Consider the following 23476-nt stretch of genomic DNA (forward strand, 5'->3'; position numbering starts at 1 on the left):
ATGAATACTGTATTTTTAAATGGTGAATATTTACCTGCTGATAAAGCCCTTATTTCCCCAATGGACAGAGGTTTTTTATTTGGCGAAGGTATTTACGAAGTTATACCTAGTTATAGCGGACAATTTATTGGCTTAGCTCCTCATTTAAATCGATTAAATGATGGACTGAAAGCACTTAAAATTAAAACAAGCTTTACCCTTAAAGATTGGCTCGATATATGTAATCAGTTGATTGAGAAAAACGATGGTGAAAACCTTGCGCTTTATATTCAAGTAACCCGTGGATGTTCATTGCAGCGACATCATGCTTACAACAATGATTTAACACCAACGATTTATGCTTTTACCTTTGGAATACCCAATGCGCCTTTGGCAGATAAAAGCCAAGTAAAAACATATAAGGTATCAACTGATCAAGATTTAAGGTGGCAGCGTTGTAATATAAAATCTACTTCGTTACTTGGAAATGTTATGCATTTTCAAAAAAGCGTCGAGGAAAGTACTCAAGAAACTATTCTATTCAATAGTAAGAATGAGTTAACCGAAGCGAGTGCTAGTAATGTTTTTATCGTAAAAAACAAGGTGATTATTACCCCTCATCTTGATCATCAGATATTACCCGGTGTAACCCGTTTTATATTGTTAGATATACTCAAAAAATACTGTGAATATGCCGTAGAAGAACGTGTTGTCTCTTATGATGAAGTAATTAATGCCGATGAAGTGTGGTTAACAAGTTCAACCAAAGAAGTTGCGCCGGTAGTTGCTATAGCAAATAAGGAAGTGGGTAGTGGCCGAGTGGGTGAGTTATGGCTTGCAGCACAAACATTGTTTTCTCAATATAAAGGTCACTATGAATAATTATAGTGTTTCAGTTAACTTAATTAATATTTACACAATAAAAGCGGGTCCAATTCAAGTTAACGTTCTAAAACGAATAAAGGTAATGAATACGATGAAAAAATTGATGTGCTTGATAACTATACTATTTTTATCCGCCTGCTCTGTAACTCAAGATCACGCCAAAAATGAAGCTGAAGCTGAAGTTCAAATTCAAGTTAAAACTTCAAATAAAATAATGTCATCCGCTTTACAGTGGGAAAACAAAGGTTACCGAATAGGAATGTCAGAGCAATGTATGAACTGGACAAGAGAAGTTCTTATGGCTGCATGTGGGTCTAAATTTAACGCTTTACAAACCCAAAACCCATGGGATAAAGAGCTCTTAGGTATTAACGATAAACTACTTCCAGAGCATGCAGACTCGTTAGCTAGCAATGAGTTTGGCATAAATATATCACGCGTTGATGAGACCATAGCCGGGGATCTTATTTTTTTAAAAAACACCTATGGTAATTGGCAGCCTGGGGTTATTACTCATGTCGGCATTGCAACGGGAAATAATCGTTATATTCATAGAATGACATCAAATAAAGGCATTGTAAAAATACAAGAAATACCTTTAAACGATTTTTCTGGTGCTATTCGACTTGATAAAAAATTCTGTCAATAATGAGTATATGAAATCTGGCATATCAATTTAGATACGTAATCTTATATAAATAGGAATTAAAAATGATTAAACAACATTGCCAGAAAATTCTTGATCAAATACCAAGTCACCGCCTACTTGCCTTAGACATACTCCGAGGCCTAACTATAACTGCAATGATTTTAGTAAATAATCCTGGGAGTTGGTCTTATATGTACTGGCCTCTAAAGCATGCTCAATGGCATGGTCTCACCCCCACGGATCTAATATTCCCATTTTTTATTTTTATTATTGGTATATCTATAACGCTGTCAGCTAACTCACAGCTCAACAAAGGTATTAAAAAAACTGAAATAGTCAAAGCAGGTGTGATTCGAACCTTAAAACTCATTTTGCTAGGCTGGTTTTTAGCCCTGTTTTACTACAATTTTCGTGACCCAAGCTTTAACTGGATTGAAGAACGTTTCTTCGATATACGTATTATGGGAGTCTTGCAGCGTATAGGTTTGGTATATTTAATTACCTTGTGTTGTTTTATGTACCTTAAACCTAGATTCTTATGGGTTACTTTTGTTGGTGTGCTAGTGAGTTACACAGCGCTAATGCTTTACCTACCTTATAAACTGCCAAGTGGCGAAGTACAGCAAGGGCTATGGCTTTACGGTAATAACGCTAGCGCTTGGTTGGATAACCTGCTACTGGGGGACAATCATGTCTATTTCGCAAAAGCAACTCCCTTACCATTTGACCCTGAAGGTATTTTATCCACCTTACCCGCCATTGGTACAGCGTTATCAGGGGTATTATTTGGTCTTTATTTATCCGCAGAGAAAAACCTAATTAAGCAATTAAAAACCGTTTGTATTGTCGGTATCTGCTTGATTACTTGTAGTTATATAGCAACATCAATCATTCCTATTAATAAAGCATTATGGACACCTAGTTATGTACTTTTGAGTACAGGGCTAGCAATGCTGAGTTATGCCTTTTGTAGTTATGTGCTAGATATTCGTAAAATTCAATTATGGAGTGCTCCTTTTATCGTATTTGGGATTAACGCTATCTTATTTTTTATGTTTGCAGGTATTATAGCTCGTCTTTTATTGATGATTACACTTAAGGGTAGTAGCTTAAAATCAGTGATTTTTACTGACGCTTTACAGCCTTTATTCGGCAACTATTTTGGCTCATTTGTATTCTCATTATTATTTTTAGTCATTTCTTACATTGCTATGTTTAGTTGTTACAAACGACGAGTGTTTTGGAAAGTTTAGCTAAAGCTTCAGAAAGCCAAAATAGTTATTTAAAGAGAATAGAGATAACTATAAATTATCTTTTCTCTTTAAATAAATAGGATGAGTATTTTCTTGTTTTATCCTCACTAAAATTTAATTGATTTAAGCTTGGCAAGGGACAATAATGGGACATTGCTTCAGCTAACTTGAATTATGTAGAATTAGCTCAAGTTATATGAAAGCAGCGAAGTCCAAAGGACTAAAAGAAAAGGCCATTATTTTACAATACCCTAGAAAGTTTAGAAATTGCCCCTCCGGAGGGCGAGGCCGCAGGTTCGACTCCTGCAGGGTGGGCCATTTATTTAACTTTATTGCTTTTTATATCGCTCGATAATCTGCTGATATTCACGATCAGCTTTTAACTCTACTAAAGCATTATTTAACTTTTCTACAATTTCATCAGGTACATTATTATTTAACGCCAGATAATTACCTTGGGTGTCAGGTATTTTAACCACAGGGGTAACTAAAGAAATATCACTGCCTCTTTCAGATAACATATAAGGAATAACAATATCTGAGCCCAGTATTAAATCAACTTTCCCCATTAAGAAAGGTTTAATATATTCAGCATTATAGCTAAATAAAATAAGATTTTTATTTAGCTCAAATCCTAAATCTTGAAACACTTTTTGATAAATGTCTCCTCGCACTACAGCAACTAAATATTGTTTGGCATCTTCAATAGTCTTAACTGTTACATCTTCACGATTGCTTAATTTATAAAGGAAGCCTTTGCCTGATGCTAAAGGGCCAACCCACTTAAACAGTTTTTCTCTTTCTGGGGTTCTTGCTGTCGACATTAAGCCAGCATTAGATTGAGATAACGTTGTTTTATATGAACGAACCCAAGGATATATGTTGAAGTTAGCACTGATGTTAGAACGCTTTAATATCGCTTTTACAATGTCGATATTAATACCAACTATATCATTGCTTTCACTATAAAAGTTATATGGTAACATCGGCTCAGTATTAATATTAAGGTGATAATCATTAGCTTGGCTTAGCCAACTAAAAAACAAAAAAAATAACCAAATAAATTTTTTACAGTGCATAACTACTTACGACATGAGGATGTCGACCAAACAAAATTGACAAAATATTTATTGTTAGTATAGCCACAAATGAATGTGGAGGATGAAATAAGTTTTACTTTTATTTATAACTAGGGCGTGTTTATCTTTGTTTAATCATTCAGCTGAGAGATTCCCCCCTTTTTTAACGCAAAGGAAAAATTAACCCCCAGCCCTAACATGCTGTTAATGATTGTAAGTCACTTAAAAATAATATCTTAAACTGGCATAAATACTTAGCGGTGACGCACCAAATTCAGAGTTAACATGTAATTTCGGTTGTTGATTTTCCAGACTGTATTGCATCTTATCACCATGAGTTAAATATACGCCAAAGTCAGAATATAAATTATCTGTCCAACTAGTTTCACTACTGATATTAATGAAGATAGAGCTGTCATTTATATTATAAAATGCACTGGTGTTGATCGACATCAATGGTGAATAAATCCATGATATTGCTGGAATAACATAATGTTGACCTAATAAAAAAACACCCGCTTTTTGATAAGGTGCTTGTTGTGTAAGCGCTTGATACTTTTCAGTACTTTTACTACCTGCGCCGTTATAATGATACTCAAGCATAATAATAACATCTTCATTTATCGCATAGTCTGAACCAATAGAAGTGCGCCAATAATTATTAGCATAAGGTTTTGAGGGTAGGGGAGGTTGTTGGTGTTTTTCTAGTTTATTGCCTGTTTGCTTTTGGTTCCAGTTCATATAAGCCGTTTCAAACCAAAAACCAAAATCACCAATGGCACGTTCAAGTCCTCCACCTATTAACCATGCTTCATCAAGTGCAATAGCGATTAGTTCAATATCGTTACCCGCAATAGCGTTTTTAGTACGTAAAAATGCGGCGCTATTTTGTTTTTGATCCTTTTCACCAATAACTAATCCCATATCTAATACAGAAAAGTCACCAATGTCAGCCTTATACCTTATCGCGTCAATGCCTACTCGATATTCTTGATTTAAGGTTTGAATAGCAAAAGGGATGAATATATCTGTTGGGTTAATAAAACGCGAAGAACCAAATGATAAGACTTGTCGGCCTATGGTTAAATCACCATATTTATTACTGTATTGATAATTGAATCGATCTAAGTTTTGTAGAATAACCGCGTTATCGCCAACCTCTGTCATTATTGCATCAAAATCTTTAAAGCGATATTGGGTGTTAGCAACACTAATTGTTGCCCCTAAACCACCTGAGCTTTCAGTAAACTCAGTATTTGAAAAATACAAAGGTTGTATTTCATAATGTAGTTCAAAGTTACCATGTTCTGGTGATATATATGATGCCATTAATCGTAATGCATTTTGTGATTGCACATTACCCGCAATATCGTAATGATTACTGCTATTATCGATTGATTCAATCGTAATACTGTCTTGAGCGAGAAGGTAACTTTTTAAATACCCACTTAGGGTAAAGTTTTCTGAATAACAATTTGCGCTAAAAAACACCACGAAATAAGCAATTGCTAATGATTTTATATCAACCATCAACTAAAGCACTCATCATCAACAATACAGCCATCTTCTAATCGAATAATTCGTTTTGCTCGCTCCATTATTTTCGGATCATGAGTTGAAAAAACAAATGTCATCTTTTGTTCTTCATTCAATGTTTTCATCATATCAAGCAATTCGATACCTGTTTTTGAATCTAAATTCGCTGTCGGTTCATCTGCCAGTATAATACTAGGCTCTGATACCATTGCTCGGGCAACAGCAACGCGTTGTTGTTGGCCACCAGAAAGCTGTGCAGGGCGTCTGTTTTCTAACCCTTCAAGGCCAACATCATGCATGATAGCAGATACTCTTTTTGCTCTTTCTTGGGCTGAAATACCTTGCAGTAACATAATATATTCAATATTTTCCTTCGCACTTAAGACGGGTATTAAGTTATACGCCTGAAAAATAAAACCTATATGATCTCGTCTAAAGTCTGAAAGCTCAGTACCGGTCATTTGGCTGATATGTTTATTATCAAGTAATACTTCACCTGAAGTTGGGGTATCTAATCCACCAATAAGCTGTAGCAATGTTGATTTACCTGAGCCTGAAGGGCCAATAATAGTGGTAAACTCTCCTTTATTAATGGTTAAGTTAGCATCGGTTAATGCGTTAACTAAGGTATCCCCTTGACCAAAATGACGGCACAACATCTTCGTTTCAATAACCGTAGTACTATTGACTAAAACATCACGCTTTTGAGTATTATTTTGAGCTATATTATTCATAAAATTTGCTCTTATTAAAGTGTTTTTCGCATTGCAAAAGAGGGCTGTAATTTAGCGGCGTGTACTGCTGGGTATATACATGCCAATATCGTTACTAATAAGGTGGCAAACGCCATTTTTATAAAACTCATGGTATCTAATATTAAGTAAATAGGTTCATTAAGTGTTAAGCCTGTCATTTCTAAATCGGTGTAATCAATACCCGTTATAGAACCCCAATAACAAACAATAAACGCCAATATTACCCCCAACACGATACTAAGTAAGCCGATAAAAAAGCCTTCAAGTAATATTTGTATGAAAAGCTGTTTTGGACGAGTACCTATGGCGAGTAAAATACCAAATTCTGTCTGTCGCTCAAAAATAGACATAAACATCGTGTTAATAAGACCCAAACAAACCAACACATATAAAATCGTTGAAACGATCAAAGTAGAATATTCAGTCATCGCCAGCATGCTACTTAGTTGAGGCACAAGATCTTGCCAAGCAAGAGTTTCTAACTTTTCATTATTTAACGCTTGCCAGAACAAAAGCGTTTTATCATCAGCTTGATTTAAGTTTTGTAGCCTGAGGGCGATTTCATGAACACCGTTAATACTTAACAACTCTTGAGCTTGGCTTAAATTAATAAACGCCATACCATTATCCATATTTCTTTCATTGAAACTGAATATCCCAGACACACGAAATAAGGCTTGTGATAAATCACCACCATGAGCCTGTGAGACTGTAACCACAAGTCTATCACCTAAAGATACTTCGAGTAGTTCAGCAAGACGTTGACCCAGTAATATTTCACTTTCTTTACCGCTAAGGTATTGGCCATCAACCATCGCTTGTTTTAATTTACTCACCTGAGCTTCTTTATCACTGTCAACACCATAAATTATTGCTGCGGCAACATTATCTGATGAAGAGGTCATAGCACCGCTAATCACTCTTGGTGCATATGCTTGAATAGCTTCTGTTTCGGCTATTTTTGAAAAGAGGGTATGGGTATCTTCAATATATAAATCAATATCATTGGTTGCTCTAAAGCCTTGCTGATGAACTTGTGCTTCACCGAGAAAAGTTTGCGTTGATATTTTTACCATAGTGCTGACCATGCCGCGTACAAAAGCATCGGTAAACAATATTGCCACTAAGCTACATGAAATAAGCAATACTGTAAGTAAGGTACGACGAGTATTACGAAAAATACTGCGATTAGCTAAGCGAACAACAATACCTGTTGTTTTATTTTCATCATAGCTAGCGTTATTAATTTTCATATTAAGTTGCCTGTAGCGCTTTTAATGGTGATATTTGTGCAGCCCTTATTGCTGGGATAAAACTCACCAATAAAGTACTAGCGATGACAACAACGCTAGGCACTATCACCACATACCAGCTAACTTCCCCCAACATGGTATCAAAAACAATTCCCCCCATATCAATAGGCTCTGGCATAGGAATACCACTAGTCGCCAACCAATAACAAACAGGTAAAGATAATAACAAGCCGAATAAGCAACTGATTACCGCTAGAATAAGCGATTCAAGTATGATTAAATTAAATAGTGAAAGAGGGCGCGTACCAATTGCTTTTAGTACACCAAATTCTCGTGTTCGTTCTAATGTCCCCATTAATATCGTGTTAAGTACGCCAATAGACACGATAAAAATAATGATCCCCATAGAAACATAGCTACCTTTTTTATCGGCTTGCATACTATTGTAAAAAGACGATTCAACCACTTGCCATGGTGCAACCGTTAATTCGCTAACCTCAAGTTGCTTTTGTAATGTTTGTGCAAAGGGTTGAGCTAATTGCTGATGTGCTAAAGTAATAGCTAATTCATGTGCTTGGCTATTTTCACCTTGCCCCATAGAGAGAAATTGCTGCATTGCTGGTAAACTCAAATAAACATTCATTTTCTCATAAGAGTTTGCATCACCAACTATCCCTTTAACCAAAAAAATATCGTTAGCAATCGAGCCATCAATCCCTTGAGAAATTAGTACTAATTCATCACCAACCGTTAAGGCTAAATTATTTGCTAAGCTATATCCAATCATAGCCTCAAAATAGCCTTCTTTACTGATATCGCTAGAAATGTATTGCCCTTGTTTTACTTTGCTCTTTAAGCGCGTTGTAAGCGCCTCACGCTTGGTATCTATTCCAATAACTTGTGCTGGAAAGGTCTTATTTTTACCATAAGCAAGGGAAGGACCATATATTCTGGGGGTTACGCCAATTACTTGAGGATTGGCTTCAACCTCGGCAAGTATTGAGTCTAAGTTGTTAATTGTTTTATAAAGCGATGGGCGTTCTAAGTAATTAGTGTGATGAATTTGTACATGACCCGTATGATCTTGAGTAAAAATATTAATGATATTACTGTAGCTACCTTCCGACATAGACAATGTTAAGCACAGTAAAAAAAAACCGCCTCCCATGCTCAATAATGTCAGCAAAGACCGTCTACGATTGCGCAATATATTTCTAAAGGCTAATTTAGCAATTAACACAGCAACTATTCCATGGGTATTAAGTCAACATCAGTTCAGTTCAGTTCAGTAAAGCTAGAATCGAGTTTGTAAATTACGTAAGGTAAAAATATTATCTTTTAATTGACTATCAAACTCAGCTTCAACATATTCAATAATCGTTTTATGACCTGATTTATTATGAGGTATCATAGTCATAATAGCTGGCATTTTTTTACCTGAAAAATCTCGAATGTCAGAAAAGCTCATTGAACGAATTTTATCTCCTTGTTCGTCAAAATAATTTTGCTCTAACGGTAATAAATCAGCCTTATTCACTATAATGATTATTTTTCCCCAAACGGTAACAGTGCTTTGTTTGGGCAGTAAGGTAAGTTGATAAGTATTTTCTGATTCACTTTTAGTCACATGGTATTCTTCAACTAACGATACTTCTCTTACTAGATCATCATTAGTAAAATCTGATCCCATCCAAGATCCCATCATCATCGACGGTGGTACTTTAATAACCTTATTGATTTTAGGAAAGAAATTCCACATTTCTTTACCTTTCTTCAAAGTAGCAACACCACGATCTTTTCTCGGTGATAACACACGAATAAAGGTATCATCCATACCTTGTGTCCAACTCTGCATTTCTAGTGTTCGTTGCCAGTTGGGTGTTGTTATTGTCATTTTCATGGTGGCAATAGACGTTTTTGAACGAAAGAGCTCATCCATTTTTTTTAATAGTGCTACACCATCATCATCGGCTTTCACCAATAAACTAAAGCACATCAGCACAGTAAAAAGAATGGGAGAACGCGGTAATAACGACATGGTTAAATCCTTATATAATTACCTGTATTCAGTACATTATTTCACTATAACAAGTTAATATATAAATGCTAATGCTTTAACTAGCATAAATATATTATCCATAAAAAAACCAGCGCTAGGCTGGTTTCTTATTACGACGATTATAAATAAAATTTAGTTTATCTTCGTCAAAATTTCTTCAAGTTTCTCTAAGTTAGCATAAGAAATAACCAGTTTACCTTTACCCTTTTTATTATGAGATATGGCCACTTTTGCACCTAATCTATCCGCTAAATCTTGCTCTAAATCTAAAGTTTTAATATCTTTTTCAATCGCTTCTTTTTCAGCAACAGGGTTTTGTATTTTCTTAATTAAACTTTCTGTTTCTCTAACAGTAAGCTCTTTAGTCGCCACTGTTTGTGCTGCTGTTGTTTGCACTTCGCCTTCTAACGCTAATAAAGCACGGGCATGACCCATTTCAATATCACCATTTTCTAAAAACGTTTTAACTTCTTCATTTAAATTATTTAAACGAAGCAAATTTGTCACCGTCGTTCTAGATTTACCTACGGCAATAGCCACTTCTTGATGGGTTAAATCAAATTCGTTAAGCAAACGCTCTAGGGCTATTGCTTCTTCCATAGCATTAAGATCTTCACGCTGAATATTTTCTATTAAAGCAATGGCAACAGCTGATTCGTCAGGGATATCTTTTACCAAACATGGAACAGCTTCTAACTGTGCTAATTTGGCAGCACGCCAACGACGTTCACCTGCAATGATTTCATAGCTATTTTCACCAGTAGAACGCACAACAATGGGTTGAATAATACCTTGAGATTGAATAGATAAGGACAACTCTTCAAGCGCGGTATCAGACATATCTCTTCTTGGCTGATATTTACCTGGAGAAAGCAACTTTACTGATAACTCTTGTAGTTCACTGTCAGCAGCATTTTTAGAGGCTGAAGCATCCTCAGCAGAACTTTCATTTACAGGGCTTGCGGGCGCAAGTAAGGCATCTAACCCTCTTCCTAAACGACTCGCACCTTTACGTTTTGCTGGACTCATAAGCTTTCTTGCACCTAAATTAATTAATCTTCTTGTTCTTTTGTTTATTCAGTAATATTTACATCAGCAGGTTTTTGAGTCACTGCTTTTTTACTGGAGTCATTTCGTCTGATCACTTCACCAGCAAGGGCTAGATATGCTTTAGCACCCGTTGACGATTTATCATAATACATGGCTGGTGCACCGAAACTTGGTGCTTCTGCTAATCGAACATTTCTTGGAATAACACTGCGGTAAACTTTATCACCAAAGTGACGTTTTAACTGTTCAGAAACATCGTTTGCCAAACGGTTTCTAGGATCGTACATCGTTCTCAGAATCCCTTCAATATGTAGACCTTCATTAACCACAGATGTTAGTTTTGTAATGGTATCCATTAACGCCGTTAGTCCTTCTAATGCGTAATATTCACATTGCATAGGTACTAACACAGAATCAGCAGCTGTCATTGCGTTAACTGTTAACATGTTTAATGAAGGAGGGCAGTCAATAATGATGTAGTCGTAGTAATCTTTTACCGGTGCTAGCGAATTTTTTAAACGCTGCTCGCGAGCAAAAACTTCCATTAATTTAATCTCAGCGGCAGTAACATCGGTATTTGCCGCAAGTAGATGATATAAACCCGAAGTTTCTTTTACGACAACTTCTTCAACACTTTGCTCTTCAATAAGTAATTCATAACAAGTTGCGTGTACTTGGTATTTATCAACACCACTAGCCATTGTGGCATTACCTTGAGGATCTAAATCAATTAATAAAACTTTTCGCTTTGTGGCTGCTAATGATGCAGCTAAATTGACCGCAGTTGTTGTCTTCCCTACGCCACCTTTTTGGTTTGCCACAGCTATTATTTTTCCCACAAGCGCCTCGATTAGTAATTTTTATAATTGTTATTTTATGGTAATTCTCAGTATTGTTAACTTATTTTTTTCAATTCAAGTACATGTCTTTCACCAACTAGCTGCGGCACCTTGATTTGATTGCTTTTAATCAATTCAATATTACTGGGTAACTGAGCGATTTCATCTTGTGGAAACTGTCCTTTAAGCGCAAAAAATCGTCCATGTTCAATCGTAATGAGATGATGACACCAGCTTACCATATCTGTTAATGAAGAGAAGGCTCGACTTAATACGCCATCAAAAGGTTGCTCAGGTTGGTAATCTTCAACCCTTGATTTAACGGGTGTGACATTAGTCAGCTTGAGTTGAAAAACGACTTGCCTTAAAAAGGTGATACGCTTTCCTAAGCTGTCTAATAAAACAAAGCTTCGTTCTGGATATAAAATGGCTAAAGGGATACCAGGTAGACCGGGACCCGTGCCAACATCAATAAAACTATTACCTTCAATTACTTCGCCTACCATCAAACTATCCATAATATGTTTAACGAGCATTTCATGAGGATCTCTTACTGACGTTAAGTTGTAAGCTTTATTCCATTTATCTAACAACTCAACATATTGCACCAATAATTGAATTTGATGCTCAGTAACTTGTAAGTTAGTTTTAGATATTAAATCAGTAAGTTCTTGTATTAGTGTCATTTTTATTAGGCATTTTTTAACTGTTTATTAAAAAATGCCCCTAGATTATTGCCTATGCTTGTTTACGCAAAAGACCATGTTTTTTAAGATAAACTAATAATAACGAAATTGCTGCTGGAGTAATACCAGAAATTCTCGAAGCTTTACCAATTGTTTCTGGTTTTGCATCAAGCAATTTTGCTACAACTTCGTTAGATAAACCTGATATTTGCTGATAATCAAAGTCTGTAGGAATCAAAGTATCTTCGTTACGTTTTTTCTTAGCGATGTCTTCTAATTGTCTGTCGATGTAACCAGCATACTTAATTTGAATTTCAATTTGTTCTGCAGCTTGTTTGTCTGCCATTGCCGGGCCTAAGCCTTCAATAGCTATCAAATCATCATATCTAACTTCAGGGCGTCTGATTAAATCTTCTAAACTTGCTTCTTTACTCATTGGTGTTTTAAGTAATTTATTAACTTGGGCAACAGCAGTGTGATCTTTTTGCACCCATGTAGATCGTAAACGCTGACGTTCTTGTTCTACGTTTTCCATTTTTTCATTAAATCTCTGCCAACGAGCATTATCAACTAAACCAATTTCACGGCCTTTTTCTGTTAATCGAATATCTGCATTATCTTCACGAAGTAATAAACGGTATTCAGCACGTGATGTAAACATGCGGTAAGGTTCTTTGGTACCCAACGTGGCTAAATCGTCAATGAGTACACCCATATAGGCTTGATCGCGCCCTAAAATAAATTCATCACGCCCTTTTACTCTATTTGCAGCATTGGCAGCTGCAATAAGTCCTTGAGCACCTGCTTCTTCATAGCCTGTTGTTCCGTTAATTTGTCCCGCAAAATAAAGATTACTAACAAATTTACTTTCTAAGGTTTGTTTTAAATCTCTTGGATCAAAGTAATCATATTCAATCGCATAACCAGGTCGAGTGATAAACGCATTCTCAAACCCTTTAATTGAACGGACTAAATTCATTTGTACATCAAATGGTAGACTTGTTGAAATCCCGTTAGGGTAAACTTCATGTGTTGTTAATCCCTCAGGTTCAACAAATATTTGATGAGAATCTTTGTCTGCAAATCGTGTGATTTTATCTTCAATAGACGGACAATATCTTGGACCAACACCTTCAATTACCCCAGTATACATGGGGGACCTATCAAGTCCTTCACGAATAAACTGATGTGTTTTTTCGTTAGTATGCGTGATGTAACACGATATTTGTTCAGGATGATCAGCAGTAGATCCCATAAATGAAAAGACTGGTCTAGGTGAATCACCTGGTTGTTCTTCCATGACAGAAAAATCTAATGATCTTGCATCTAATCGTGGGGGTGTGCCTGTTTTTAAACGATCCATCCTAAAAGGCATGTCTTTTAGTTTAGCCGCCAAATTCATACTGGCAGGATCGCCAGCACGACCACCTTGATAATTATTCAAACCGATATGTATTTGGCCTGCGAGGAAGGTACCAACCGTTAAGACAACGGTAGTTCCTTTAAATTTCAGACCCATCTGAGTAGAGACACCGACAACGCGATCATTTTCAAGGATCAAGTCATCACAAGGTTGTTGAAAAATAGTTAAGTTTTCTTGGTTTTCTAGGTAGTTACGTACGTATGATCGGTATAAAGCACGATCAGCTTGAGCTCTTGTGGCTCGAACAGCAGGGCCTTTACTTGCATTCAACGTTCTAAATTGTATGGCACTATGATCTATCGCTGTGGCCATTAAACCACCTAAGGCATCAATTTCTTTAACTAAATGCCCTTTACCGATCCCACCGATTGCTGGGTTGCAAGACATTTGGCCTAATGTATCAATGTTATGGGTTAACAATAATGTTTTACATCCCATACGGGCTGCGGCCAGTGATGCTTCTGTTCCAGCATGACCACCACCAACAACAATTACGTCATAAGACTCTTGATACCACATAAATTAATAACCTTGAATAACTAATCAATACTCTAATTTTTGAGCATTTAAAAATAAGGGGGACATATTTTATCTCTTTTTTTAGCAAAACGATACGATCAAATGACTAAAAAAGATCTAGGGCGATCCTTAATATATAAAAAGAGATCTATATAAAGATCTTATTATTATTACTTATTAAGATCGCCTTTTTCTGTGTATAAGTGGTTTTTTACCATATAAATTAGAGAGTAACAGTAATGATAACTTTGTGATCAATACATGATCTATTCACGTATAAGCTTTGATCAAAAGGGCACTTTATACACAGGCATAAATAAAATCAATTTCATCAACTGAATAATAATAGAAAAATAACCGGTTATTCACGATCTTATCCACATAGATTTGTTTTTAACTAAGTAGCTGTTGATAACTTATGGGTAATAGATCTATATGCGATCCATATTTGTTTCAATCCACTGCTGTGCTAGATCTTCTGGATCTATCTCTTGAGACATATCTAACGTTAAAATACTGTTTATTTCTTTGCAACCTTTTGATATTAAAAGCTTAGTTATATCTTTACCTGCTTTACAAAAAGTATCGTAACTTGAATCACCTACAGCAATAGTTAAAAAGTTAACTGTTGATAGATCTTGATCGGTATTGAGTAGATCATCAGCAAATGCTTTCAAGTTGTCAGGATACTCTCCTGCACCATGAGTCGAGGTACATACTAACCAAATGACTTTTTCAGAGGGATCATCTTGAAATGACTGATCGATAATTGTGGAAAATTTAGGCATTAAATGTAGATCTATTGTGTGATTATGATTTTGAAATACTTCTTCGCATGCTTCAGCTACATACTCAGTACCACCAAGCATACTGCCAACGATTATTTGGATAGAACTCATAGTTAACTCGTTTAGTAATTAAATTTAGCGCTATTGTATTACTTATATAGCTAGACTCAACCTGTTATTGCTATCTAAGCTCTTGAATTTGAATTGACTTTGTTAACCTCAATTAGGGGTAAGAAATAGGTTAATCGATTGAAATTGTTATACTTGTGGTTGTAGCAACTCACTCGTTTGATAGTTAAGCTATTGTTTATGAGTTTAATACAGCAGTAAGGGAAAAGAGCTGCTAGTGAGCTATTTATTATCCTGAGAAGCGGTTATTAAGGGCGTGTTTATCTTTGTTTAATCATTTAGCTGAGAGGTTAATCCCCCTTTAATCAAGGTAACAGTTGTGTAGTTTAGCTAGCTAATCAGCAGCTTATAACGAAAAATTGAGGTTTTTTAGCCTCAGCTCTAGAAAAAAGGAATAAAAAAGGCCGTAGTAATTACGGCCTAATGAAGTTTAACGAGAGGTTATTTTCCAATACAAAAAGATGTAAAGATCTTTCCGAGTAGATCATCACTAGTAAACTCACCAGTAATTTGATCTAATTCTTGTTGGCAAATACGTAGTTCTTCAGCCAATATTTCACCAGCAACGTAAGATTCTAGTTGGTCTAAACCCGTTAGCAAGTGATTGTGAGCACGTTCTAATGCAACTAAATGGCGCCTTCTCGCCATAAAGCCTCCTTCAGTACTACCTTGATAGCCCATAATAGCTTTTAGGTGCTCTTTTAGACTGTTAACGCCTTCACCTGTTTTAGCCGATAAAGTTAAAACACTATGAACTTTTTGCTGGTTATCAATAAACTCAGACAAACCCGTTTCAATCTCAATTTTATCAGCCTTATTTCTTACTAGTGTTAGGCCAATATGTGCAGGAAGTTTTTCAAAAAATTCAGGGTACAGCTTTTTGATATCTTGCTCGTCTTCTAGTATTGAGTGTTGCTCACTTGCATCTACCATAAGCAGTACTCTGTCTGCTTGTTCAATTTCTTCCCATGCCCGCTCAATACCTATTTGTTCGACAGTATCTGTACTTTCTCTAAGGCCTGCAGTATCAATAATATGTAATGGCATACCGTCTATATGAATTTGTTCTGCTAAGACGTCACGGGTTGTACCTGCGATATCAGTCACTATTGCACTTTTCTTGCCGCTAAGAGCATTAAGTAAACTCGATTTACCCGCGTTGGGTCTGCCCGCAATAACTACCCGCATACCTTCTCTAATAAGGCTGCCTTGTTGTGCTTGCTTTCTAACGGCTGCGACCCTTTCAATGATGGCTTTTAAATCCGTAATGACTTTTTTATCCGCAAGAAAATCAATTTCTTCTTCAGGAAAATCAATGGCGGCTTCTACATACATTCTTAAATGAATAATGCTATCAACCATTTCATGGACAAGTTTAGAAAAGTCACCTTGTAAGGAATGTAAAGCAGAACGAGCAGCTTGTTCTGAACTAGAATTAATAAGATCAGCAATTGCCTCAGCTTGAGTGAGATCTAATTTATCATTAAGAAACGCTTGTTCACTAAATTCACCCGGTTTTGCCATTTGAATATTAGGTAATGAAAGAATTGCTTTAAGTAGCATATCTAAAATAACAGGGCCACCATGACCTTGAAACTCGATGACATCTTCGCCAGTAAAAGAATTTGGCCCTTTAAAATATAAAGCGATACCTTGGTCAAGCGTTTGTTGGTTTTCATCTAGAAAGGGTAGGTATTCAGCTTTTCTGATTTCAGGCACTTTACCTAAAATTGCTTGAGCAACATGTTTTGCTTCGGGCCCTGATACTCTGATTATGCCAACACCACCTCGTCCTGGTGCTGTTGCCTGAGCTGCAATGGTAGTTTGTTGTGAAAAGGCTGTCATTTTATAGCTTAATAGTAAATTACTTTGTTGTTATTTTACTTTATTTTTCTTTTCTTCACAGTTTTTAATGGTGTTAAAACTTTAAATAAAAAAGGCGACCCTAAGGTCGCCTCATTTGCACAAAAGTTTGTTTAACTTTCTTTAGCGGCTTTTTGTTTAGCCATACCATCAAAAATTATTTTCATTTGTACAATGGATATTACGTTACTGATAAACCAGTAAAGTACTAGACCTGATGGGAACCATGCCATAAAGATAGAGAATACAACAGGCATATACTGCATAATTTTTTGCTGCATAGGGTCTTGTATTGTCATTGGCTGCATCTTCTGCATAACATACATACTAATACCCATTAGTAGCGGTAATACGAAGAATGGGTCTTTAGCCGATAAATCTTGAATCCAAAAAACAAATGGCGCGTGACGTAACTCAACACTTTCTAAGAATACCCAGTAAAGTGCTAAGAATATTGGCATTTGTAATAATAAGGGCAAGCAACCACCGGCAGGGTTAACTTTTTCTTTACGATACATTTCCATGGTCGCTTGTGACATTTTTTGTCTGTCATCACCATAGCGCTCTTTCAACTGCTGCATTTTAGGCGCTAAATCGCGCATTTTAGCCATTGAAGTATATTGTGCTTTGGTTAAAGGATACATTGCACCTTTAATAAAGATAGTGATAATTATAATGGCTAAACCCCAGTTCCCAACACCACCAAGGTCAACATCAAACATACCAAAGAAGCTAAATTCACCTGACTGAATAATATTTAGTAAACCATATAGTGGTTGGCTAATCATCCACAAGAAACCGTAATCTATGGTTAAATCAAGGTTAGGTGCTATTTTTTCTAGCACGCCCTGATCTTTAGGTCCTACGTATAATATGGCAGAGGTTAGACCTTGTTGACCCGCATCAATATTAATCGCTGGTGCTTTGAAACCAATAACGGCTTCGTAGCTATTTGTGTAGCTAGTATAAAGTTGATTCGTATCTTTAGCGTTTGGTACCCAAGCTGAAACAAAGTAGTGTTCAAGCATTGCAACCCAACCGCCCGCAGTTGGTTGGCTTAAATTTGCTTCGGCAATATCTTCAAAATCATATTTTTCGTAGCGTTCTTCGGTTGTTGAATACGCTGCGCCGCGATAGGTTGGTAACATTCCTGAAGAGGTTTCTACAACGGTTGATTGTTTCAATTGACCATACATTTGGACAGATACTGTATTATTAGTATTGTTGTTAATAAGATAATCAACATTAATAGCGTAACTGTTCGCTTTGAAGGTAAATCGTTTAGTAATATGTAAACCGTTCTCAGCCTGGTATACTAAATCAACAAGTAACTCTTCATTGCCGTTAAGATCATAGTTGCTTTGCTGTGATGTATAAATAGGACGACCTTTAACAATTCGGTCAATACCATTAGCACCGGTTAAACCACTTTGTGCAATATATTTTTGAGCGCCATTTTGAAGTACAGTAAATGGGATATCGCTGTCTTGAACGGTTTCAAATTTCAGCAATTTAACTTCAATAATGTCACCACCTTGGCTATTTATTTTTGCAGAAATAGTATCGGTTTTAACAGAAATTAATTTGCTAGTTGTCGCTGATGGAATTTTTTCTAGTGCAGCAACTTGTTCAGAAGATTCAGGAACAAAATCACCATTATTTTCTTGAATACTTTGCTCTTGGGTCGTAGTTACTTGCTCTATTGGTGTTGCTTGCTCTTTTTGCCATTGACTAAATAGCAAATAGGTAACAACCATAAGCGCAATAAAAAGCAGACTGCGTTGGGATTCCATAAGGTTTATTTCTCTTTTTTATGTGTTGGCACGGGATCATCACCCCCTGCATTAAGTGGATGACATTTTAATATACGTTTGATTGCTAACCAAGTCCCTTTTATCACCCCAAAGCGATTAACTGCTTCAATTGCGTAGGATGAACAGGTAGGGTTGAATCGACAATTTGAACCTAGTAATGGACTAATGAAGCGTTGGTAGCCTCTTATCAATGATATTACTATTTTTTGTGGCGTTGATTTATTTTTCGCCATATTTTTTCTAACTGTTGATTTATTTCATTGTTATCTAGCTGATCAATTCCTGACTTTACCATAACAACTATGTCTATATCAGGTAAATTGTGTTGATTTAACCGAAAACTTTCTCTAACTAGTCTTTTTATTCTATTTCTTTGAACCGCTAATTTAACGCGTTTTTTGGCTATTGCTAAACCCAAACGGTTATTTGGTGCATCAGATGAGTTTTTATCACTTGGGGTAATAAGTAGAGTAAAGTGGTGAGAACCATAACGAGTAGGCTTAGAAAATACTCGTTGAAAATGACCGGGAGTCAACAAACGTGACTCCCGATTAAATTTATAAGTAACCATTACTAGGCTAGCTTATTATATTCTAAGATAAGAATATGTATTAAGCGCTTAGGCTTGCGCGGCCTTTAGCACGGCGACGAGCTAAAACAGCACGACCGTTTTTAGTTGCCATGCGAGCACGGAATCCGTGGTTACGCTTACGTTTTAATACGCTAGGTTGAAATGTTCTTTTCATTACGCTAATCCGTCGGTTGTTGTTGCCCTGGCAAAACAGCCGTTTGAGCACACAGGTCTAAAAAAAGAGGCCGAATATTAATGCGTGTTAGCCTATTTGTCAATCATTAATCGTTTCTATTTTATAATAAATGATCCTTTTTTATGGATCTTTTCGATCTTCCTTTAATTGAAGATCGTATATTTACTCACAGTTTTATAACAATAGCGTCTTGTTTTGAATTCTCTTTATTCAATTATGTTATCAATTTTTGCTTTTATGGTTGGTTTCTCTATTTCTTTATTCGCTTAAGGCCATTATTCATGCATTATTTATGACTTTATCTTAAAAAATTGATAATAACACAAAAGTCATATTGCACTTGTGGATAACTCAATAGATAATAGCTAAATATATTAATAATCATATCATGTGTTCCGTTTATTCCCCTCAGTGAGTACGGTTTTTTATTCGACTATTTGTTATTAGTCGCTTTGATATTATTAAACGTTTTTGGAGTTTTGGTTGGACCTTTCACCTTGGCAGCGATGCCTTTCTATTTTACAAGAAGAGTTGCCTGCTCAGCAATTTAGTATGTGGATTCGTCCTTTACAGTGTGTAATAACTGATAATGTCATGACATTGTATGCACCAAATCGTTTTGTATTGGATTGGGTACGTGATAAATATGTAAATCGTATCAATGAGTTAGTTACACTTAATGATACTGATAATCCATTATTATTACGTTTTGATGTTGGTAGTAAACCTATAGCATCGATTAGTTCAGAATCAGGAAAGCCAAGCTCTGTTGCTCCATCAACAGGATCATCAATGTTTGCTCAGTCAAACAACAACGATCCTAAGCGTAAAGAAACTGAAAGCAATCTACCCAAAAAAACCAATGTACGAGTTAACTACACTTTTGATAATTTTGTTGAGGGTAAATCAAATCAGTTAGCCAGAGCTGCTGCTTCACAAGTTGCTGATAATCCGGGTGCTGCTTATAATCCTTTGTTTATATATGGTGGAACTGGTTTAGGTAAAACACATTTACTTCATGCTGTCGGTAATGGCATTTTATTGAATAAACCTAATGCCAAGATTGCTTACATGCATTCTGAGCGCTTCGTTCAAGATATGGTGAGAGCATTGCAAAATAATGCGATGGAAAAGTTTAAACATTACTACCGTAGTGTTGATGCTTTACTTATTGATGACATTCAATTCTTTGCTGGCAAAGAGCGTACACAAGAAGAATTTTTCCATACTTTTAATGCTTTACTAGAAGGAAATCAACAGATTATCCTTACAAGTGATCGTTACCCTAAAGAAATAGATGGCGTTGATGATAGGCTTAAATCTCGCTTTGGTTGGGGATTAACGCTTGCTATTGAACCACCTGAACTTGAAACACGCGTTGCTATTTTAAAACGCAAAGCTGAAGAAAGTCATATTAACCTAGCTGATGAAGTCGCTTTCTTTATAGCCAAACGTTTACGTTCAAATGTTAGAGAGCTTGAAGGGGCACTTAACCGTGTTATTGCTAATGCCAATTTTACTGGGCGTGCAATCACCATTGATTTTGTTAGAGAAGCTTTACGAGATTTATTAGCGTTGCAAGATAAACTTGTTACTATTGATAATATTCAACGTACTGTTGCAGAATATTATAAAATTAAAGTCGCTGACTTACTGTCTAAACGAAGAAATCGATCTGTTGCTAGACCAAGACAAATTGCCATGGCATTATCTAAAGAATTAACGAATCACAGTTTACCGGAAATTGGAGATGCCTTTGGCGGCAGAGACCATACAACTGTGCTTCATGCTTGTCGTAAAGTTAAGTCTTTGCGTGAAGAAACGCATGATATAAAAGAAGATTATTCTAATTTGATTAGAACCCTTTCTTCATAATAATAATGTTCAATGCTTAAGTAGGTAAAAGAATGAAGTTTTCATTAAATAGGGAATTATTACTAAAGCCATTACTTTTAGTCTCTGGTGCAGTAGAAAGAAAAAGTACGCTGCCAATTCTAGGTAATATACTTTTCGATGTTAGTGAGCAATCACTAACTTTAACTGCAACCGATCTTGAACTTGAAATGGTTTCGTATGCTGAAATTCATAATGAAGGGTCAGACGGTAAAATAACTATACCAGCAAGAAAGTTGCTTGATATTTGTAAAAGCTTACCTGACAGTTCAAACATTACTTTCACGACAGAAGGAGAGTCTGTCATTCTTGCTTCAGGAAGAAGTCGTTACTCTCTTTCTACTTTATCTGCCACAGACTTTCCAAATATTGAAGAGTGGAAGGGTGATGTTGAATTTAAATTAATGAAATCAGAATTACTTCGTTTAATTGAAAGCACTCATTTCTCTATGGCTAACCAAGATGTTCGTTATTATCTAAATGGCATGTCAATAGAGTGTGAAGGAAACGAAATAAGATCTGTAGCCACTGATGGACATAGGCTAGCTATTTGTAAAATAGCTAATGAAAGCCTTACATTACCTGCAAGGCAAGTAATTGTGCCTCGAAAAGGTATTTTAGAAATCATTAGACTTTTAAACCCTGTTGATGAAGAAATACAAGTCTTTTTAGGTTCAAATCATATACGTATTGTCGATACAGAGTTCTCTTTTACTAGTAAATTAGTCGATGGTCGATTCCCTGATTATCGACGTGTTTTACCACGTAATGGCGATAAGGTTTTTGCGACTAATAAAGATGAACTTAAACAAGTTTTATCACGCGCTTCTATTTTATCAAATGAAAAGTTTAAAGGGGTACGTTTAAATTTTTCAAATTCTTTATTAAAAATAACTGCTAACAACCCCGAACAGGAGCAAGCAGAAGAGGAGTTAGAAATTAACTTCCCTTATGATGATCTAGAAATTGGTTTTAATGTTAGTTATGTCCTTGACGTGCTTAATGCTGTTAAAGATGAAGATGTTAAGTTTACTCTAGCTGATGCGAATAGTAGTGTGGTTATTGAAGGTGCTAATTCAGGTGAAGCATTGTATGTAGTTATGCCCATGAGGCTTTAACTTTTTTAATGAGTGTAGTTAATTTTGTTACTGATAATTTTAGGAACCTAGTTTCTGCGCAAATAGATTTACACCCTAAGCTCAATTTTTTTATTGGCAAAAATGGAAGTGGTAAGAGTAGCTTGCTAGAGGCACTTTTCTTCCTCGGTCATGGTAAGTCTTTTAGAACAACAAAGTTAGATCATATAGTTTCTTTTGCACATGACAATTTTGTTGTTAGTGCTAAAGACAGTAATGATACACAAATAGGGTTAAGTAAAAACGTTGTAAGTCAAACCACCAAGCTTAAGTTAAACGGTGATGTTACTAAAAAACTTTCTAATTTGGTTGAAAATTTTGCAGTTCAAATAGTTACCCCAGAAAGTTTTAAGCTTTTTTTTGGTGGACCTAAAGAGCGAAGAAAGTTTGTAGATTTAGGTATGTTTCACGTGAAACATGAGTTCATTCCTTTATGGCGTCATTTTAATCAGATATTAAAGCAGAGAAATGCCGCAATAAGAAATAGATATACTAAAGAAGAAATGGTGTATTGGAATACAGCTTTTACAGAAGCTGCTATATCAGTGGCTAATTGTAGGCGAGTATATATTGATTCACTCGAGAGTGAATTAAATAATATGCTAGCATTGTTACTTCCAGATTTATCTGACCAAGTAACCATTCAGTATTTACATGGCTGGCCTAAGAATAGGGACCTGTTAGATTGTATAGAACAAGGATACGACAGAGAGTTTCAACAAGGTTACTCACTTTATGGAGCTCATAAATTTGATCTAAAATTCATGTTTGGTAAACATGCAATAGAAGCATGTCTATCAAGAGGGCAACAAAAGTTGTTTTTATTGGCTTTAACTTTTGCTCAAGCTAAATTAATTGAAAAAGTTAAGCGACTAAAACCAATTTTATTAATTGATGATATTGGTGCAGAATTAGATGTTAATTCAAGAACTGTATTAGCAGATACAATTTTGCAGATGAACTGCCAAGCAGTTATCACTGCAATTGACGAAAAGATGATTAAGCCATTTATTGTTAATTTTTGTAGTGCAAATAATGATGGTAAACAGCAAAAATTTAAAATGTTTCACGTGGAACATGGTAAAGTTTATGCTAGAAATGAAATAAAAATGAGTGAATAG

22 protein-coding genes and 1 tRNA gene are annotated in these 23476 nt (G+C 35.8%); 7 read left to right on the top strand and 16 right to left on the bottom strand.

Annotated elements, in window-relative coordinates; translation table 11 throughout:
- The 4 genes from D1094_RS09355 to D1094_RS18625 all read left to right on the top strand — a co-directional run bounded on the left by D1094_RS09355 (position 1) and on the right by D1094_RS18625 (position 3084).
- Positions 1–861 carry an aminotransferase class IV gene (locus tag D1094_RS09355; RefSeq protein ID WP_118959824.1) on the top strand — a complete coding sequence of 287 codons (861 nt, stop codon included), beginning with the start codon at positions 1–3 and terminating at the stop codon, positions 859–861.
- A gap of 94 nt (positions 862–955) precedes the next feature.
- Complete coding sequence (locus D1094_RS09360; RefSeq protein ID WP_220452539.1) at positions 956–1513, top strand: NlpC/P60 family protein; 558 nt, start codon at positions 956–958, stop codon at positions 1511–1513.
- 62 nt (positions 1514–1575) lie between these two features.
- On the top strand, positions 1576–2766 hold the full coding sequence (locus D1094_RS09365) for an acyltransferase family protein (protein ID WP_118959825.1): 1191 nt from the start codon (positions 1576–1578) through the stop codon (positions 2764–2766).
- Between the two features lie 233 nt (positions 2767–2999).
- Positions 3000–3084, top strand: a tRNA-Arg gene (locus tag D1094_RS18625).
- Between the two features lie 11 nt (positions 3085–3095).
- Here D1094_RS18625 and D1094_RS09370 read toward each other — a convergent pair.
- The 16 genes from D1094_RS09370 to rpmH form a co-directional block, all read right to left on the bottom strand.
- Complete coding sequence (locus tag D1094_RS09370; protein WP_182440143.1) at positions 3096–3812, bottom strand: ABC transporter substrate-binding protein; 717 nt, start codon at positions 3810–3812, stop codon at positions 3096–3098.
- Positions 3813–4067: 255 nt separating this feature from the next.
- Positions 4068–5375, bottom strand: coding sequence for a hypothetical protein (locus tag D1094_RS09375; RefSeq protein WP_118959827.1), 1308 nt, complete (start codon positions 5373–5375; stop codon positions 4068–4070).
- On the bottom strand, positions 5375–6115 hold the full coding sequence (locus D1094_RS09380; protein ID WP_118959828.1) for an ABC transporter ATP-binding protein: 741 nt from the start codon (positions 6113–6115) through the stop codon (positions 5375–5377). The genes D1094_RS09375 and D1094_RS09380 overlap by 1 nt, the downstream gene beginning before the upstream one ends.
- Before the next feature lie 14 nt (positions 6116–6129).
- A complete protein-coding gene (locus D1094_RS09385) occupies positions 6130–7389 on the bottom strand; it encodes an FtsX-like permease family protein (RefSeq protein ID WP_118959829.1) in 1260 nt (419 codons plus the stop codon).
- A 1-nt stretch (position 7390) separates the two neighbouring features.
- Positions 7391–8596 (bottom strand): ABC transporter permease, encoded by a 1206-nt coding sequence (locus D1094_RS09390; RefSeq protein ID WP_259337889.1) that lies wholly within the window; start codon positions 8594–8596, stop codon positions 7391–7393.
- An 87-nt stretch (positions 8597–8683) separates the two neighbouring features.
- Positions 8684–9427, bottom strand: a complete 744-nt coding sequence (locus D1094_RS09395) for an outer membrane lipoprotein-sorting protein (RefSeq protein WP_118959831.1) — start codon at positions 9425–9427, stop codon at positions 8684–8686.
- A gap of 153 nt (positions 9428–9580) precedes the next feature.
- On the bottom strand, positions 9581–10477 hold the full coding sequence (locus D1094_RS09400; protein WP_118959832.1) for a ParB/RepB/Spo0J family partition protein: 897 nt from the start codon (positions 10475–10477) through the stop codon (positions 9581–9583).
- A gap of 44 nt (positions 10478–10521) precedes the next feature.
- Positions 10522–11337 (bottom strand): ParA family protein, encoded by an 816-nt coding sequence (locus D1094_RS09405; protein WP_118959833.1) that lies wholly within the window; start codon positions 11335–11337, stop codon positions 10522–10524.
- Positions 11338–11393: 56 nt separating this feature from the next.
- A complete protein-coding gene (gene rsmG / locus D1094_RS09410) occupies positions 11394–12023 on the bottom strand; it encodes a 16S rRNA (guanine(527)-N(7))-methyltransferase RsmG (RefSeq protein WP_118959834.1) in 630 nt (209 codons plus the stop codon).
- Between the two features lie 52 nt (positions 12024–12075).
- Positions 12076–13965 carry a tRNA uridine-5-carboxymethylaminomethyl(34) synthesis enzyme MnmG gene (mnmG, locus tag D1094_RS09415; protein ID WP_118959835.1) on the bottom strand — a complete coding sequence of 630 codons (1890 nt, stop codon included), beginning with the start codon at positions 13963–13965 and terminating at the stop codon, positions 12076–12078.
- Between the two features lie 431 nt (positions 13966–14396).
- A complete protein-coding gene (locus D1094_RS09420) occupies positions 14397–14864 on the bottom strand; it encodes a flavodoxin domain-containing protein (protein WP_118959836.1) in 468 nt (155 codons plus the stop codon).
- 459 nt (positions 14865–15323) lie between these two features.
- On the bottom strand, positions 15324–16727 hold the full coding sequence (mnmE, locus tag D1094_RS09425) for a tRNA uridine-5-carboxymethylaminomethyl(34) synthesis GTPase MnmE (protein WP_118959837.1): 1404 nt from the start codon (positions 16725–16727) through the stop codon (positions 15324–15326).
- A 131-nt stretch (positions 16728–16858) separates the two neighbouring features.
- Positions 16859–18538, bottom strand: a complete 1680-nt coding sequence (gene yidC, locus D1094_RS09430; protein ID WP_118959838.1) for a membrane protein insertase YidC — start codon at positions 18536–18538, stop codon at positions 16859–16861.
- Positions 18539–18543: 5 nt separating this feature from the next.
- Positions 18544–18792: a membrane protein insertion efficiency factor YidD gene (gene yidD, locus D1094_RS09435; RefSeq protein ID WP_118959839.1), complete on the bottom strand. Its 249-nt coding sequence runs from the start codon at positions 18790–18792 to the stop codon at positions 18544–18546.
- The gene (gene rnpA, locus D1094_RS09440; RefSeq protein WP_118959840.1) at positions 18759–19130 is read right to left on the bottom strand and encodes a ribonuclease P protein component; all 372 of its coding nucleotides are present in this window, start codon (positions 19128–19130) and stop codon (positions 18759–18761) included. The genes yidD and rnpA overlap by 34 nt, the downstream gene beginning before the upstream one ends.
- Before the next feature lie 40 nt (positions 19131–19170).
- Positions 19171–19305, bottom strand: coding sequence for a 50S ribosomal protein L34 (rpmH, locus tag D1094_RS09445; RefSeq protein WP_118959841.1), 135 nt, complete (start codon positions 19303–19305; stop codon positions 19171–19173).
- A gap of 504 nt (positions 19306–19809) precedes the next feature.
- On the opposite strand from rpmH, the gene dnaA reads away from it, so the two are divergent.
- From dnaA to recF, 3 genes are read left to right on the top strand one after another with little or no spacing between them, the layout of a single operon-like run.
- Positions 19810–21201, top strand: a complete 1392-nt coding sequence (dnaA, locus tag D1094_RS09450) for a chromosomal replication initiator protein DnaA (protein WP_118959842.1) — start codon at positions 19810–19812, stop codon at positions 21199–21201.
- A 32-nt stretch (positions 21202–21233) separates the two neighbouring features.
- The gene (gene dnaN, locus D1094_RS09455) at positions 21234–22337 is read left to right on the top strand and encodes a DNA polymerase III subunit beta (protein ID WP_118959843.1); all 1104 of its coding nucleotides are present in this window, start codon (positions 21234–21236) and stop codon (positions 22335–22337) included.
- Positions 22338–22345: 8 nt separating this feature from the next.
- Positions 22346–23476: a DNA replication/repair protein RecF gene (gene recF, locus D1094_RS09460; RefSeq protein WP_118959844.1), complete on the top strand. Its 1131-nt coding sequence runs from the start codon at positions 22346–22348 to the stop codon at positions 23474–23476.

The sequence above is a fragment of the Colwellia sp. RSH04 genome (genome assembly GCF_003545765.1).
Lineage (GTDB): Bacteria > Pseudomonadota > Gammaproteobacteria > Enterobacterales > Alteromonadaceae > Colwellia.